The organism is Cohnella hashimotonis (assembly GCF_030014955.1).
GTDB lineage: Bacteria > Bacillota > Bacilli > Paenibacillales > Paenibacillaceae > Cohnella > Cohnella hashimotonis.
The window spans coordinates 6,246,558-6,262,852 of sequence record NZ_JAGRPV010000001.1; the positions used below are offsets into that span (position 1 = coordinate 6,246,558).

11 protein-coding genes are annotated in these 16,295 nt (G+C 59.5%); 1 reads left to right on the plus strand and 10 read right to left on the minus strand.

Features of this window, described 5'->3' with window-relative positions; genetic code table 11:
* Positions 1 to 90: 90 nt before the first annotated feature.
* From KB449_RS25075 to KB449_RS25120, 10 genes are all read right to left on the minus strand, one after another.
* Positions 91 to 1,896 (minus strand): sensor histidine kinase, encoded by a 1,806-nt coding sequence (locus KB449_RS25075; RefSeq protein ID WP_282910976.1) that lies wholly within the window; start codon positions 1,894 to 1,896, stop codon positions 91 to 93.
* The gene (locus KB449_RS25080) at positions 1,889 to 3,520 is read right to left on the minus strand and encodes a response regulator (RefSeq protein WP_282910977.1); all 1,632 of its coding nucleotides are present in this window, start codon (positions 3,518 to 3,520) and stop codon (positions 1,889 to 1,891) included. The genes KB449_RS25075 and KB449_RS25080 overlap by 8 nt, the downstream gene beginning before the upstream one ends.
* A 301-nt stretch (positions 3,521 to 3,821) precedes the next feature.
* A complete protein-coding gene (locus KB449_RS25085) occupies positions 3,822 to 4,304 on the minus strand; it encodes a hypothetical protein (protein WP_282910978.1) in 483 nt (160 codons plus the stop codon).
* Positions 4,305 to 4,320: 16 nt separating this feature from the next.
* The gene (locus KB449_RS25090) at positions 4,321 to 6,108 is read right to left on the minus strand and encodes a glycoside hydrolase domain-containing protein (RefSeq protein ID WP_282910979.1); all 1,788 of its coding nucleotides are present in this window, start codon (positions 6,106 to 6,108) and stop codon (positions 4,321 to 4,323) included.
* Positions 6,105 to 8,726 carry a beta-mannosidase gene (locus tag KB449_RS25095; protein WP_282910980.1) on the minus strand — a complete coding sequence of 874 codons (2,622 nt, stop codon included), beginning with the start codon at positions 8,724 to 8,726 and terminating at the stop codon, positions 6,105 to 6,107. The genes KB449_RS25090 and KB449_RS25095 overlap by 4 nt, the downstream gene beginning before the upstream one ends.
* Positions 8,727 to 8,770: 44 nt before the next feature.
* Positions 8,771 to 9,847, minus strand: a complete 1,077-nt coding sequence (locus tag KB449_RS25100; protein ID WP_282910981.1) for a glycoside hydrolase family 88/105 protein — start codon at positions 9,845 to 9,847, stop codon at positions 8,771 to 8,773.
* A 34-nt stretch (positions 9,848 to 9,881) separates the two neighbouring features.
* On the minus strand, positions 9,882 to 12,095 hold the full coding sequence (locus KB449_RS25105; RefSeq protein ID WP_282910982.1) for a family 78 glycoside hydrolase catalytic domain: 2,214 nt from the start codon (positions 12,093 to 12,095) through the stop codon (positions 9,882 to 9,884).
* 84 nt (positions 12,096 to 12,179) lie between these two features.
* Positions 12,180 to 13,910 (minus strand): type 2 periplasmic-binding domain-containing protein, encoded by a 1,731-nt coding sequence (locus KB449_RS25110; protein WP_282910983.1) that lies wholly within the window; start codon positions 13,908 to 13,910, stop codon positions 12,180 to 12,182.
* 81 nt (positions 13,911 to 13,991) lie between these two features.
* A complete protein-coding gene (locus KB449_RS25115) occupies positions 13,992 to 14,873 on the minus strand; it encodes a carbohydrate ABC transporter permease (RefSeq protein ID WP_282910984.1) in 882 nt (293 codons plus the stop codon).
* Positions 14,874 to 14,914: 41 nt separating this feature from the next.
* Positions 14,915 to 15,775: an ABC transporter permease gene (locus tag KB449_RS25120; RefSeq protein ID WP_282910985.1), complete on the minus strand. Its 861-nt coding sequence runs from the start codon at positions 15,773 to 15,775 to the stop codon at positions 14,915 to 14,917.
* A gap of 295 nt (positions 15,776 to 16,070) precedes the next feature.
* On the opposite strand from KB449_RS25120, the gene KB449_RS25125 reads away from it, so the two are divergent.
* Complete coding sequence (locus KB449_RS25125) at positions 16,071 to 16,268, plus strand: hypothetical protein (protein WP_282910986.1); 198 nt, start codon at positions 16,071 to 16,073, stop codon at positions 16,266 to 16,268.
* The last annotated feature ends 27 nt before the right edge of the window (positions 16,269 to 16,295 follow it).

The window sequence follows — 16,295 nt, forward strand, 5'->3', positions numbered from 1 at the left end:
CCACCCTGCATCCGCTAAGCTTCGGCACGCAGAAAGCGCGCTTACCGGTCCGCGAATCGCTGCCAATCTTTGCTTAGGCACACGTTCGCTTCAGATCGCATCCCGCTGCGCCGGCTCGCCTTCCAGGACCGGGTGCGAGATCCCGATGATCGTCCCCCCTTCTTCCCTGTTCTCGATCCGCAGTCCGTACCTTTCTCCAAAATAGAGCGCCAGCCGTTCGTGGACGTTGCGGAGGCCCACCCCTTTCCGTTGATAGGGGACGTCCGTCTCCGCGGTGAGCAGCCCCCCCAAGAGCGCCTCCGGAATGCCGGGGCCGTTGTCCACGATCTCGAACTGCAGCCGGTTCGGCTCCAGGCTGCCCCGAATCAGAATCTTGACGGCCTCCCCGTCTCCGGCATGCCGCGTGCCGTGCTTGATCGCGTTCTCCACGAGCGGCTGGAGCATCAGCCGCATGCATGGCAGCGGCAGGATGTCCTCGTCGATCATATAGACGACCCGTATCGACGTATCCTGGCGCGCGGACTGAATGGCGACGTACGCCTTGACGTGCTCGATCTCGCGCTCGACCGTCGTCAGCTCCCGTCCGTCGTTCAGGCTCAGCCGCAGCAGATTGCCCAGCGACCGCACCAACTCGCTGATATCGGACGCCTGCCTGCTTTCCGCCTTCCAGCGAATCGCCTCGAGCGTGTTGTACAGAAAGTGCGGGTTGATCTGATGCGTCAGCACCTGAAACTCCAGTTCTTTTTTGTCCTTCGCTTCTTTTTCCGCGCTGCTGACCAGCTCGTCGATCTTCCGCACCATATTGTCAAATCCCATATACAGCCAGCCGATCTCGTCCGAGCGCGTCAGCTGCGGCCAGTTGTGCACCGTCTCCCCGTGCTCCACCTTGCGCATCGCTTTGACCAGCTTCTGAATCGGGTTGGTGAACCTGTAAGTGAAGAAGGCGACCGTAAAGACGGAGATCGCGAGATAGAACAGCAGAAAGAAAAAGCTGATCCGCTCGATGCCCGATACCGGCCTTGTCAGCACCGATACAGGAATGAGGCTGAGCACCTTCCAATCGTTGTGGGTGAGCGACGCGTACGTCGCCATATATTTCACGCCTCCGATGGTCAGCGGGCTCGCCGCCTCCGCAGACTGCCTTAAGAAGTCATCCAGCTCCGGCGAATCGAGCCGGGTACCGATCCGTTCCGCTTCCTGATGGTAAACGATCGTGTTGTTCTCGTTCAGCAGCATGACCTGCTGACGATCGACCATCTTGACCGGCGCCAGATACTCGCTCAGCGTGCTCGCCTTGATGTCGGCGATGACGAAGCCCAGCGGCTCGGATTGGTTCAGCCCGTACAACTGCTTGATTTTCGACAGGATCGGCTCCTTGTATAGGATCGGGTTGTCCTGCGGCAGGAACAGCTGCCAATAAGGAGACTTCATCTCCCTGGCCAGACGGAACCAGGCCTGGCTCTCGATGTCTTCGTCCTGGTAGATCGTGTGCGTAAAGGTCGGATAACGCGACGGCTCGATCGGGAAGATCCGGATCGTATAGGCATGCGTGTTTCTGTTCAGCAAGCTGGTATACTGCGCGAGCCTGGACGTGATCTCGAGCTCTTCCAGCTCCCCGGACGGCCTTAGGCTGAGCAGCTCCTGCATCTCTCTGGAATACATGGTCTCGCTCTGGGCGTTGTCCACTAAGTCGAGATAATTGTCCAGCACCTTCGCGTTCTTGACCATCATTTCCATGGACACGAACGAACTTACGTCCTGAATGGCCTTGACGGATTTGGAGTAGGCAAAGTACCCGATGAACAAGAAGGGGAGCACGACGATCAGAAAAAACAGGAGAATCACCTGGCGGCGGATCGAGAATCGACCCAATTGCGTAAGGACCGGTCTACTCATGCCGAAGGCTCCGGCTGTTGCGGTACTCCTGCGGCGTGCAGCCGTACGCCCGCTTGAACAGCTTGGCGAAGTGGACCGGATCCTGGTAACCGACCATGTAGCTGATCTGATACACCTTGTACCTGAGATCGCCGAGCCGGTCCGCGGCGTTCTTCAGGCGCACGTCGGTCAGATACTCCAGAAAGTTCATGTCGGTTTCCTTCTTGAACAGCTTGCTGAGCCATACCGGCGTCACGTGCACGCGCTCGGCGACCATCTGGAGCGTCAGATTTTCCTGGTATCGCTCGTGAATGATGCGCTGCGCCTCGTCGACGATCTGGCTGCGCGAGCCGGATTGCGCCTTGATGCTCTCCGCCGCCTTCAGCAGCTGCTCCGTCGCCTGCTGCCTGAGCGACTCCAGCGTGTCGAAGCGTTCGAGATGCTCCCAGAGCGCGATCGGATGCTTTTCCCAGGACGTTTCCTTCCAGCCCGCCGTTTTTTGCGCGGTCCGAAATATGTCGAGCAGCCATTCGAACGTACGCTGCTGGAGGTCCTTCGGATGCCTGACCTCCCAGGACTTGGCCAGCTTCGGGAACGCGGCCATCGTCTCGCGGATATCCTTCTCCGTACCGTACTTCATGATCTCCACAAGTTCCCTGGCGTTGGCCAGCTGATATTCCGGCTGTTCGCCAAGACCCTGCCCGGACGTCTCCTCCGCCGCCTCGATCCCCTGAATTCTCCGGCTCACGAGCGAGTCCGTCGCTCTGCGGTAGAGCTCGGATAGCTGATGCAAGCCGCCTTCTCCGGCAGCCTCGCCCAAGTCCAGCCGGATCTGCAGCACGTTGCCGACTCGCTCGCGAACCGCTTCGAGCAAGTCTTCGCACGACTCGGCCCCATCCGCTCGCGCCTGCTCGAGTATCGCGATCCATTCGTCCTGCTCGGACCTGAACGACACATATCGGCCCGGATGCTGCGCGGCGATCGTCTGCGCAAGCGCTCCGCCGACCTCCGCTAGCAGCGCGTCCTTGCCAGGCGCGGACGGTTCAAGTGTAAGCGCCTTCAGGCTGTCAATTCCAAATACCGCGAACTGAAGCTGCCCGTCGAGCAGCCACGCGAGGTCCAGCTGGCCCAGCTTGTGCTCGGTGCGCGCGCCAGGCTCCTCGCGGTACGGACGACCGATCAGCTGGCGCAGGAGCTCTTCCCTGATCTTGGGGACGGCAGACTCATAGCCCTGCCGGATGAGGCTGCTGCTCAGCTCGCTTTCATTTTTCTCGCGCCGGCGCCGGAGCGCCACCGTTACCGCCTTGAACAGGTCGTTCTTGTCCAGCGGCTTGAGCAGGTAATCGGATACGCCGAGCTTGAAGGCTTCCTTGGCATAATGAAAATCGTCGAAGCCGCTGACGACGATCGTATCTCCGTCGTATCTTTCCCGGGCAAGCGACTCGATCAGCTTCAGACCGGACATGCGGGGCATGCGAATATCCGTGACGATCAGGTCCGGCCGGTGTGCGAGCGCCAGCTCCAGCGCCGTATCGCCGTCGTCGGCGTCCAGCACCTCGTCCACGCCCCAAGCCGACCAGGGGATCTGTTTAACGAGACCGTTGCGAATTTCCCTTTCGTCGTCGACTATCAAGATCCGGACCATTGCGCCGCCTCCTCGGATTTTCACTGTTAGAATGGCATCGATAACGGAATGAGGCTTTGATCTCCATTTTGCGCAGGGTCTGCGTGCGCCGCTATAAGCTATTTTAGACGAATGCAGGGCATTTTTATCTCTGATGCGGGACCAAGCTTCCGCTTTGTCTCCTGGCTCAATATTTCTCCTCCGAAGGCATCCATTCCTTCCCAAATAAGAGAAAAACACCGATTCCGTCAAATCCGCACGACACGGTGCGGACTCGTTCGGAATCGGTGCTTGCGGCGGCATCGGTTATGCCGGCATCGCCTTAGATAAATAGCGGCGGGACGTTTTCGGTCAGCTCCAGCACGCCTACGATGTCCTCGTCGGAATTGCGGACCGGGTAGTAAATCGTATGTCCGGCCCCCCGGTCCCGGCGCGTAGGCCGCCCGGAGAACGCGCGCAGGATCTCCGGCCAGAGCGGCATGATATCGCTGCCCTCGGCCGGCAGCGCGCCGCCCGCGACCATGATCTCGCCAAGCGCGGGATTTTCCGGCCGCCGGATCCACAGCGCCGCATACGGACGACGGAGCGGATCGATTCGCTCCGTCAGCAGGAGCACCCGCTTCAGGGCGTTGAAGTGATCTTCCACGAAGTCGATCTCGTCGCCCAGCGCGAATTGGCTGTCCGTGCCGGCGACCTTCAGCGGATATTCGCGCCGTTCGGGCGGCATGACGTCTTCGAGGAAGTCGCCCGGCAGAAACAACGCGCCCAGCCTTGCGATTTCCATCAAGCTGTACGTTTTCGGCATCGCGATTTTCGCCCCCTTATCCCAGAATCGCCCACAAGCTTTGCTTCAGGTCGTTAAACGTTTCCGACGGCCGGCCCTCGTGCAGCGACGCCTGGGGCGCCTCGCTGAACATGGCGTTTTCCCACTCGTAGGGCGGCCTGTCGAGAAAATTCGGCTTGCCGGGCCACCAAGCGCCCGGCGCCAGGCCGAACGAATCGACGATCGCCTCGGCCATCCGCTCCCTGCCGAGCCCGGCAGGCTGCTCGCCGATCCACTGCTCCATACAGTCCGCGACCTGCATCGCATTTCGAAGCGCTTTGAGCCGGATCGACGGGATCGGTCCCTCGAGGCCGAACAGTTCGTCTCCAGGGTAGAACATCGTCTCGCTGCCTTCCGCATCGGGGGTCTCTTGCCAACCGTCCCCCCACTTCGTGTTTTCCCAATACACGAATCCGTCCACGCCTCGCGCCACGGCGGCCAGCGGCGAGATCGCGGTGGCGAGCAGGGGCCGAGAGATGCGCTCCGCCCCGCCGTAGGTCCATATCTCGCAGCCGGCATCGCGCAGCACGTCCAGACTCTCCGGGAACCAGGAAAACATCTGGTGATTGACGACCCACAGCTTGATGAGATTCGCGTACTTCTCGAAGTGCAGCCCGTAGCTCCAGCTGGCATCGGTCCGGAAGACGAATTTCGCGCCACTCTCCTTTTCCAGCACGCCCTTCGCCAGATCGTAATAAATGTCGTTCACCTTCTCGTCCCAGACGAAGCGCGTCTCGTCGCCGTCGTAGGGGAACAGCTTATACCGCTTCTTGTGGTTCAGGAATAGCTCGAACTTCGTCCGCAGCCAACCGCGCTCGGTGAAGTGGCGGTGGAATTCCTCCATGATCCCCGCGAACTCCGTGCGATAGCCCTTCGTTCCGAACTTGACGTAGTCGGCCGGCCAGTGAAAGTTGAACGGCAAGTACATGTACGGAATCGGAATCGCGCCGCGCTTCGTGCCTTCGAAGGCGGAGCCGTCCAGATAAGGACCGAAGTGCTCGTCGAACGTAGACCAGTCCTTGACGCGCATCTCCTTGCCTCGGCCCTCGATCTCGGGAATAAATGCGGCGGGGATGCGACCCGAATGCTCGTATGGCAAATAATGCAGCAGGCAGCGGTGCTCGTGGGCCATGCGGAAAAACGCCTGCTCCGTCCTGAAATACGTGCCGTCCTCGTAGCGGTCCGGATTGCGCCTCAGGCTGCCGATCCGGCGCGAAAGGTTGTCGGCGTAGCTGTTCAGGTCGGCGATCACCAGCGATTCGTCCGGCACGGCCGTTTGAAGCACGCGCAGCCGAATCTCGTGCGTATCGATCCCGCTGCCCGTCGTCGCGCGGAGCGCGCCGCGGTAATCCCCTGGCCGGACGCCGGCAGGGACGAACAGGTCCACCCAGACGGCCGCGTAGGCCTGGCCCTCGACTTCGTTCGCGGCCGAGATCGCGGACAAGGTGCGGGGCCCCGCGTCTCCGCCGTCCAGCGGCACCAAAGCGTCGGGGTAATACCGGCCTTTCACGCGATGATACCACTGCGCGAAAAAGACGAATTCGCCGGCGCCGATCTCATCGTGCTCGCCCCGAAGGGGATCGACCTCGAAGCGGATCGCGGATGGCCCCGCGTCATCGAGCCTGACGATCAACTGAAAAGATAAGTACGCGTTGCGCGGAGAAGCCGGATTCGACGAAACCTCGGCCAGCTCGGCCAACGACCCGGCGCGGGCCTGCTCCTCGAGCACCTCCCCGGTCTGCGGACAGACGCGGACCATATCGTGAATCAGATAGCTGCTGCTCATGCCCTAACCTCCTGTCGCTGCGTTTGTTTGGCGTTGAGCGCCGAGACGGCGATGTCCGAAGCAAAGATGCGGGTCCCCTTGCGATTCGTCGCCAGCACCGTCCTGCGTTCTCCGGGCAGCAGATTGAAGTAGTTGTCCGAGAACATCGTATGATCGATCGGACACTCCAGCTTGACGAACCGGGCGAACGTATCGGTCTCGATCGTGACGCGCACGCCGTCCGGTCCTTCTTCCTTGGTCGCTTGCAGCCGGCAGGGACTGAACCGCAGATCCTTTTGCTCGGCGAAAAAGAAATGATTGTCGTAGACGTCTTCCCGCGCGCTGCGAGCGAACATGAACCGGGACCGCTTGTCGATGACGCCAAGGCGCCACTCGATCTCGGCGGGCGCATACTCGACGATCTTCATGGACGCATTGGCCGCGACGCGAACCTCGAACGACTGCTCGTAGATCGACTGGCCGAAGCAGCTGCGCACGCCGACCGCGATCGTATCGTCGAATGCCTCGTCGCTGTCGTTGGTCATCCAGACGGAGATCCGTCCTTCGTCCTCCTTGAACGACAGCAGCAGCGGATGATAGAAGCGACGGGCATAGTAGTATGAGGCCTTCGGGAACAAGTAATAGTCGATCAGGCTCCAGCTGATGCCCGGCCAGCAGTCGTTGAGCTGCCAGATCAGGGAGCCCCCGTTCTCGGGCATGCGCCTGCGGAAGTGCTCGACGCCGAACTTAAGCCCCTCCGCCTGGCACAGCATCGAGAAGTCGATGTACTCGTCCAGATCGCGCGGCAGTCCCGAGTAGCCCGCCATCGTGATGGTCGCCTTTTCCGGCTCGTAGTCCTTGTTGCGATAATCGACCTCGAAGCTGCCGTAATAGAGCTCTTCCTCCGGGATGGTGCGCCGAAGCGTCTCCTTTACCGTGCTGCCGTGAATGCCGAACTCGCTGCTGAACTTGGAGGTGTCCTCCGCGAATCGCCGGTAGGAGATGCCGTACGGCGAGACGTCCATCTTGGAGGCTTCGCCGTAATGGCGCGGATAAACGTCCCCCGCCCACACGGCCCAGTTGTGCGTATCGCCTTCGTCGAAGCTGTTCGGATCGTTGCCGCCCCAAGGCGAGCTGGGCCAATAGAGCCGCGTCGGGTCGAGCTGCGCCAGCAGCTCGGGCATCAGCTCGTGGAAAATTTTCGCGCCGTAGAATCGCGTGTCGCTGCGGTAGTACATCTTTTCGCTATGGATGGCCTGGCTCTCGTTGTTGCCCGCCCAGATCGCGATGCACGGATAGCTGCGCAGCGCCTTCACGTTGGCCACGATCTCCGCGCGTACGCTAGCCATGAACGCCTCGTCGTAATCGGGCACCTCGCTGCAGGAGAACATGAAGTCCTGCCATACCAGCAGGCCTTGACGGGAGCAGGCCCGGTAGAACGCCGCCTTTTCATAGACGCCGCCCCCCCAAACGCGCAGCATGTTCATGTTCGCTTCGCGGGAGAGCGTCACGAGGTCCTCGTAGCGCTCGTCGGGAATCGCGCCGATGAAGTTGTGGGCGGGAATCCAGTTCGCGCCTTTGGCATAGATCGGTCTCCCGTTCAGTACGAACTGGAAGCGGGGGCTGCCGCTCTCCGATTGAAGACGGACCTCGATCGTGCGGATGCCGACCTCCTCGGACAACGTATCGACGAGCTCGCCGTCCGCAAGCAGATTTACGGTCAGGTCGTACAGGAAGGGCTCGCCGTGATCGAACGTCCACCAGAGCGAAGGCTGCTCCACCGCGAACCGTACGCTGATCTTGCCGTCCTTCGCATCCGTCTCGTACCGGACTTCGCCGTCGCGTCCGCGCAGGATCGTCTCGGCCGTCAGTCGCGCGTCTGCGCGGCGGTGCCTGACTTCGGCTTCGACCTCGACCTCCGCGCGGTCCGGGCCGATCGACAGCGTCTTGAAGTTCAGGTGCGCGAGCCGCGCCGCATGGACCACCTTCAGGCGGACTTCCTTCCAGATGCCGGCGGTCACGATGCGGGGGCTCCAGTCCCACGAAAAATTGCATGCGCACTTGCGCAGCCATATTCGTTCGTAATTGACCTTGGACCAGAAGCGGGAGACGTCCTGCTTGGCCGCGTATTCGACGACCGGATCGAAGCGGACGACGAGCACGTTGCCCTTCTCCTTCAGCTTGCCGGCGAGCTCCGCCTCGACGGGCAAGAACATATTGCCTGCGACGGCGACCGATTCGCCGTTCACGAACACCTCCGCGAGCGTGTCCAGGCCGTCGAGCTCCAGCATCAGGCTGGCCGTCTCCACGTCGTTCGGACGGTCGAATACCGTGCGGTACACCCATGTTTTCCGCTCGATCCACAGGCAAGTTTGGTCGTTGGTCGAAAAGAACGGGTCCTCGATGCGCCCGTGCGCCAAGAGCGTCGAATGCACGTCCCCCGGAACCGCCGCAGCCAGCCATTCCGTATCGTCGAAGCTCGTACCGTGCACGGCTTCCGGAATGTTCTCCCTTCCGTCGAAGCCTTGTATTTTCCAATCTCGGTCCAGTTCTACAGCGTTCGTCTTGATCGGTGTCATCGTCCATTCCTTCCCGGCCTTCGCCTCGAAACGCCATGTGTTGTATGCGTTATCTATCATGTTAGAGAGGACGCCGTTCTTTATAAACGAGACATTGCTGGCTTTTACTGAGAAGCTTTTGTCCGCTCGGACCGTATCCATTCGCCGACGGCCAGCAAACCTAAGCCTTGCGTGAACGCGGTGACCTGGAGCGGAATCGTCCGGTAGCCTTCCAGATCTGCCTGAACCGCGGTCCCCGACGATCCGCCCAGGACATTCCCTTCCGCGTCGACGTTCGCGAGGACGGCTGCCATCGCCCGTTCTGCCGCCGGCTTGAACTTCTCGTCCACGAGACCGAGACGGATGCCTTTCAAGATGCCGTAGGCGACGCCTGCCGTGACCGACGTCTCCAGATAGCTGTCCGGCCGATCCAGCACGGTGCGCCACATGCCCGATGCGTCCTGCAATGTCACGAGCGCTTCCAATTGATCGTTCAACATGCCGACGGCCAATCTCTTATCGTGCGTGTCCTCCGGCTCGTACTGCAGGATGTCGACCGCGGCGGACGTGACCCAGGCGTTCCCTCTGCCCCAGAGAAAGCCGAGAGGCTTGGACGCGACGTCGTCCCAGCCGTGAAAATACAGCTTGCTCGATTCGTCCCGCAACTTGGCCATGTGGAGGACGAGCTGCTTCATCGCTTCTTGCACGTAGCTTTTCTCGCCAAGCGCCGCGCCGCGTCTGGCCAGATAGATGACGCTGACGAACAAGGTGTCCGCCCAGATCTCCGCGGCGGCGCCCCCGGCGCTCATGAAGTGCGGAATCGCGCCGCTCGGCGTTCTTTTTTGTTCTTGCATCAGGTAGCGGTCGTAGCGGTCGCAAATGCGCTCGTATTTAGGGTCGTCCAGGAGACGTTCGCGAAGCGACAGCACCGCATGAAGCGGCATCGTCGAATTGACGCAGACATTTTCCATCCCGCCGTCGATCTTGGCGTCGATCCATCGCTGCATATCCTCGTGCCAGCCGGCATGAGGAGCGACCTCGTACGCTTGGGCGATGCCGTAGAACGCGACGCCGATGCTCCAATCCCACCGCGCCCAGCGCCATTCGATATCGTCGTGCTCGTCCTGGCCGTACTTTTGACTCAGCGACAACGTTTGCCGCACCATTCGGTTCAGTTGTTCGACTGCGGTTGAAGTTACCACGTAAGGACTCCCTTCCCATGACTTGCGACAGCTGTTATGCGCGGACGACCGGCACGCCTTCCGGCGCCTCGATCGCAAGCTCCCCATCCGCGTATACGATGCGGATCGTCCCCGTGCGCACGCGGCACGCGAAGTCGAAGCGCTCCAGCGACTCCGGGATGCGCGGCGCCAGCCTGACGGCCGTCCACCCCGGCGCGCCGGGCTTCAGTCCGATGATCTCTTCTATAAAAAGCGGGATCGGCGCGCTGGCCCACGGATGGCACAGGCTGGTGTTCCACTTCTGATCCTTGCCCCACGCCTCGAAGCAAGTGGTCGCGCCTTCCTTCACCATGTTCCCCCAGGAGCGCGCGTCCTCGGCCGTCAGCCTGGCGTAGACGTAATCCGTCTCCCCCGCCGCAGCCAGCGCCTTGAGCAGGAAATAGGAAAAATAAACGCCGCAGTTCATATTCCTGCTCTTGAGCCAGGAAACGACGGACGACGCCCCGTCGTCCGGCACGAGCCCGAACAGCAGCGGAAGCGCATTCGCATGCAAGGAGGCGTGCTTCGAGCCGATCGCGTCGACGAATCGCCGGTTGCCTGCGTCGTAAAACGCCCCGACGAACGCGTCCCGAAACAGCGCCATGGCGGCCTTCAGCCCGTCCGCGTCCACCCCCAGCGCTTCGCGGATATCGGCAAGCGCCCTGCAAGCACCGTAGTAAAAAGCGTTGACCACGTTGTGACAGCCGGGACCGACCGGGCGCGACAGCGGGAAGTCGTAGCCATCGCGAAGTCCGTCCGGCCAATCGACGACGTTCCACTTGTCGACGACATGCTCAAGCAACCCGCCAGCCGAACGATAGCGGTCGAAATACCCGACCATCGCGCTTGCGACAGGCTCCATCTCGCGCAGAAAATCCGCGTCTCCGCTATGACGGTAATATTCGAGCAGCTGCATCGGCCACTGAAAAGAAAAATCGGCGATCTCCTGCATGAAGCTGCCCGGCGCCACCGCCATGCCGCCCGGACAAATGTGCTGCGCGGCGAGCGCAAAATCGGAGAGCGCCTTCTTGACCATCCGCAAATCGCCCGTCGCGTACATATGGGCGTGCATAATGACCGTGTTGTCGCCCAGGTATTGGCCTTTCTCGCGGCTCGGGCAATCGACGTACTGCTCCTGCGTGCCGTAGACGAGGCCGTTGCGGCAGATCGTCCACACCTGACGCAGCATCTCGTCCGACACTTCAAACCGGCAAGCGTTGCCGTCGAACGGATAGTGGCGCACGATTGCCGCGAACGAGTCGACCCGAATCGCTTCCGGCGAGCCGATCACTTCGACATAGCGGAACGCCTTGTATTCGAACGGCTCCAGTACGTCAAGCCCGCCCGACAGTGTCCACCATTCGCGGTACTTGCAGCTGCAGCGCATGTCGTATCGGACATGCTCGCCGGTATCGTCCATTTCCTCCCCGCAGCGGATCTCCAGTCGCTCGCCGGGCGCGCCGCGCGCTTCCATGACGAACTGACCGGTCAGCTCCGTGCCGAAATCGATCACGTAGCGCCCGGGCTCCGGGTTGGTCACCGACGCGGGCGTACGCCGATACACGGCGAGCGGGGGCGTCGATTGCAACGCGAGGAGATGGTCATCGTCCTCCGCTGGATGGCACGCCTTCCAGGCGCCGTCGTCGTATGCGAGCTCCCGCCAGCCTCGCTCTTCCAGCCGGCTGTCGATATGCTCCAGATACTGCGTCAGGTAACCGACCGTCTCCGCGGACCCGTCGCCGAATTGCCGTGCTACGGTATATTTCCAGGTATCGTCGCTCGCGAGCAGCAGCCGGTCGTCCGCGAACAGCTCGGCGATCATGCCCTGCCGCAAGTCTCCGCTGTTGTACGCGCGATTGATTAAGCCCTGATAATACACGTGCACGGCGATCAAATTGTCGCCTGGACGCAGCCACTGCGTGACGTCCAGGCGCAAGTACGGGTAATGGAACGCGTACCCTTGCGCGGGGCCCTGCGCGACGAACGCGCCGTTCAGGTACAGCTTGAAATAATCGTCCGCCGAAATATCGAGCCACATCCGTTTGCCCGCGCGCTCATCCGCCCCGAGCGTAAAGACCCGGCGAACCAGCATATGCCGATTAAGCAGTTCTGCCGGATGCTCCGGCAGATCGACCGGCTCGAGCTCCTTATGCAGCAAGTTCAGCGGCGCCAAACCGCCGAAGTCGGCATCCTGAATCCATCTCGCCCGCCACGTCTTGGTCGTCTCCAAACGAATCCGCCTCCGCATCTCCAGACGAAAGGGCCGTGCCGTCAGCGCGATGCGCTGTCCGGAACGACCCTGTCTCCTATAAGCTTACTTGTTCATTGCCTTCGCGGCGTCTTGGAAAATTTTCGTTGCGGCTTGGTTGTACGCATCGAGTCCTTTTTCCTTCAGCGTCTTCTCGAGCCCTTGCCAGATGCCGTCGAGCTTCGACGGGTCCTTCTCGAGGATGAACTTCGGAAGCGTTTTGCCCCACTCGGCGATGGCTTCCGTCGTGAACTTCTTCATTTCGTCCGTCCCCTTGCCGGCCGTGCGTCCATAATTCTTTTCTTCGCCCTTGACGAGCAGATCGGATTGCGTTTTGGCCCCGTATTTCGAGAGCGTATCGACCACGACCGGGCTCGTCGTTTTGGAGATCCAGCTTTCCGAGTATTGCCACATCGCGAAGTCGCCGTCCGACAGCGTAAATCCGGAACCGTAGTTGGCCGACATTTGACGGGCATAGCCTAAGCCCACGTCCTCCCAGAACGTATCCGGGTGGGTTTTATATTGATCGACGAGCCAATCCGTCACGACCCGCTTCCCGTTCTCGACCGTATAGTACTTGCCCTCGAAGCCCCATCCGACAAGAATCTGGTTTTCAAGCTTGAACATATCGTCGTAGAACTGGATGATGCGAACCGGATCCTTGGCGTTTTTCGTAATCGACAGCCACATCTCGCCGCCGCGGTTCGCTTCCGTGGTAGGCTTCACGACCTTTTTAATCGCGCCGGGCGCGACGACGTCGAACCAGACGTAGGCGTGGTCGGACATGTTGTTGTTCTCCAGCGAGGCGTTGCAATCGCTGCCGCCGCCGAATATGACGAGTACGCGGCCCTGATTACATTTTGTCGTAAACTGTTCTTGGGTCTGAACGAGCGATTCGGGGTCGAACAGCCCTTCCTTATTGATCTGGTTCAAGAATTTGAAGAAGTCGGTATAGCCAGGCTCGAAGAAACGCACTCTGGCGTTCAGCTGATCGTCGACGACAACGGTCGACGTATTCGCGAAGCCGGCATACAAGCGTGCGGCGCTATCGAAATTATTGAACAACTGATTCGCTTCGCCGAAGTTGGAGAAGCCGATGGTCTTGCCCCCTCCGGTCTCCGGATGTTTCTTCATATAGTCGGCCACGATCTTGTGGACATCCTCGAGCGTCTTGATCTGCGGATATCCCGCCTCTTTCAGAACGGCGGTCTGGATGGCGAGCCATCCCTTTTCCAAAAGATTAGTCGCCTTCTGGGTCGGGGGCTGCAGCAGTCCGTAAATTTTCCCGTCGTTTTGATCCTGAAGCAGCGACAGATCGTTGTTAAATGCTTTCATAATGTTCGGCGCATGTTCTTTAATGAGATCGGTCAGATCAAGCACGGCCTTCGCTTGGATGTAAGACTGCAGCGTATTGTCGTGAATGTTGATGACTTCGGGGTAATCGCCCGCCGCGAGCCAGACGTTCATCTTCGTCCGGAAGTCGCCGGTGATGATGTCCCATTTAATGGTTGCGCCCGTGCGCTTCGTAATTTCCTTCGCCACGTCGCTCGTCCAGTTCATGTTCGGATTGTCCGTGTTCATCGTGAACGTGAACGGCTTCCTTTCGGCCGAGGTGGCCGACGCAGACGGCTCCGCCGACGCGGACGCGGTTCCAGAGGCGGTTGAGCTTGGACTCGGACTTGGGCTCGCGCTCTGCGAGGACTCCGCGCCGTTATTGCTCTTGGAGCATGCCGTTACCAGCATGATCGCGGCCAACAATAAGACGCTTAACAAATTAAGCTTGCTCTTTTTCCGCATTGTTGCGACCTCCGATTTTTTTTATTCGATTTATTATTTCATACCGTCCTCTTCGCTTGCTTACCGGAGTTGGCAATGAAATCAGTCCTTCATAGCCCCAAGCGTCATGCCTTGAACGAAATATTTTTGCAGGAACGGATAGACGAGCAGGATCGGCACGGTAACGAGAATCGTTAACGTCGCTTTGATGGTAAGCGGCGATATAATTCGTCGCCCCACGCCGTCTCCGCCTTCCGAATTACTGGTTTCGACGGTCTGAATCATCTTCTGCAGCTCGTATTGGAGGACGGCGAGCTTCTCGTTGCGGCTGTTGTACAGGTAGTTGTCGAACCACGAATTCCATGCGCCGACGGCGGCATAGAGCGCGACCGTCGCTACGACAGGAAGACTGATCCACAAGATGATCTGCGTATAAACCCGAAAATCGTTCGCGCCGTCGATATGCGCCGACTCGACGAGTCCGTCGGGCAGCTGCTCGAAAAACGTTCTCATGACGAAGACGTAAAAAGCGCTCACGATGCCTGGAACGATATAAACGAGAAAGGTGTTCATCAATCCCAAGCTCTTCATCAGCAGATAGGTAGGAATCAACCCCCCGCTGACGTACATGGTGATGATGAGGATGAAGCTGAACAGTTTGCGGAATACAAACTCTCGCCGGCTGAGCACGTATGCGAGCATGCCGCAGCAAAAGACGGTTATTACCGTATGAATCACCGTACGCAGCACGGAATTGAGCGCCGCCCGGGCAAGCTTGCCGTTCTCGAAGACATAAGCGTAATTCTCGAGCGTAAACTTCCGGGGCAGCAGATACAGGCCGCCTTTCAAGGCATCCGTCGTCTCGTTAAGCGAAATGATAAGCAAGTAAAGGAAGGGATACACGGTCGATATGGCGGCTATCGCGAGCAGCACGTAGAGAAAGGCATCGACGATTCGTTCGCCCGTAGTCCGGTGCAGAAGCATGGTGGGATTCTCTCCAATCGTCAAGGATAAGTTCTAACCATTTAAAAGAGGTTGGATTTGTACCTTCTGGCAATCGCGTTCACGATCAGCACGAGTGTCATGCTGACGACGGAATTGAAGATGCCGACAGCCGTACCGAACGAGAAGTCCCCTTCGTTCAAACCGATCCTAAGCGCCAGTATCGAGATAACCTCGGAATATTCCGAATTGATTACGTTGCCTAGCAGGAACTGCGATTCAAAGCCGCCGGTCATCAGATAGCCGATATCGAGGATGGTCAGCAGCACCAACGTAGGAATGATCGACGGGAGTACGATATACTTCACGCGTTGCCAGCGGCTTGCGCCGTCGACGTGCGCCGCATCGTACAGACCCGGGTCGATGCCGGAGATCGAGGCCAGGTAGATGATCGCGCCCCAGCCGAATCCTTTCCACGTCATGATGATCGTGTGCAGGGTCCAGAACCACGTGGCCTTGCCGAAGAAGAAGATCCCTTCGTCGATCCAGCCCAGCTTGATCATCAGCTCATTGACCAACCCGCCGTCCGGGGACAGCAGCATGACGAAGATGTTCGCGACGACGACCATGGACACGAAGTGAGGCAAGTAGGTCATCGTCTGAACGACCCGGACGAAGCCCTTGCTCCTCAGCTCGCTGAGGACGATGGCCAACGCGACGGCGCATGCGGTCCCCAATGCCAGCTGCATCGAATTCATGACGATATTGTTGCGCAAGTCCTGGAGGAAGCCGTCGTGCCCGAGCAGCGTTCGAAAATGCCTCAACCCGACCCACTTCGCGTCCAGCAAACTCTGTCCGATATGATAATCCTTGAATGCCATAAGCCAACCCCACAGCGGAACGAACTGGAACAGCGCCAGATGCAGCATGATCGGAACGGACATCCATATTAGGACATGCTGTTTTTTGATTTTCTTCCAAAACAGAGAGAGACGCGATGTCCTCTTGCTGCTTATTGGAATCGTTTTCAATTCTGAAACAGCTTTCATGCTCATTCCCATTCCTCCATCCTGTTGGACTTATTTTATCACCCGTCCCGAACCGCTTAGTATCTCTTAAAATTGTTGTTTACTAGGTGATTTTTAAACTTCGGAAACAATCCTTTCGAGGGGGGAAAAGGAGGGTCTAATCTGACCCCCTAAATATTAGGCCTGCCCTATAGGATGCCTTCCGGCGCGGATGCTCCCGGACGAATATCGCGCGCAGGCCGTATCGATCTATTACGGGGTGACTTATCTGGGCGTCAGCCTCCCGATCCTCGGGCTCGGCATCGCCGCGCAGCGGCTCGGTCTCTTGCCCGCTATCTGCCTATTCGCCGGCGTGACAGTCGGCCTGATGGCTTGGAGCTTGCACCGTTGGAGGCGTCACCTCGCCTGATCGCGTCCGTCCGATCGCTCCTGCCGG

Coding starts and splice junctions, on each gene's coding strand:
- KB449_RS25075 (WP_282910976.1), bottom strand. CDS start 1,896: ATGAGTAGACCGGTCCTTACGCAATTGGGTCGATTCTCGATCCGCCGC.
- KB449_RS25080 (WP_282910977.1), bottom strand. CDS start 3,520: ATGGTCCGGATCTTGATAGTCGACGACGAAAGGGAAATTCGCAACGGT.
- KB449_RS25085 (WP_282910978.1), bottom strand. CDS start 4,304: ATGCCGAAAACGTACAGCTTGATGGAAATCGCAAGGCTGGGCGCGTTG.
- KB449_RS25090 (WP_282910979.1), bottom strand. CDS start 6,108: ATGAGCAGCAGCTATCTGATTCACGATATGGTCCGCGTCTGTCCGCAG.
- KB449_RS25095 (WP_282910980.1), bottom strand. CDS start 8,726: ATGATAGATAACGCATACAACACATGGCGTTTCGAGGCGAAGGCCGGG.
- KB449_RS25110 (WP_282910983.1), bottom strand. CDS start 13,910: ATGCGGAAAAAGAGCAAGCTTAATTTGTTAAGCGTCTTATTGTTGGCC.
- KB449_RS25115 (WP_282910984.1), bottom strand. CDS start 14,873: ATGCTTCTGCACCGGACTACGGGCGAACGAATCGTCGATGCCTTTCTC.
- KB449_RS25120 (WP_282910985.1), bottom strand. CDS start 15,775: ATGTCCGTTCCGATCATGCTGCATCTGGCGCTGTTCCAGTTCGTTCCG.
- KB449_RS25125 (WP_282910986.1), top strand. CDS start 16,071: ATGCTCCCGGACGAATATCGCGCGCAGGCCGTATCGATCTATTACGGG.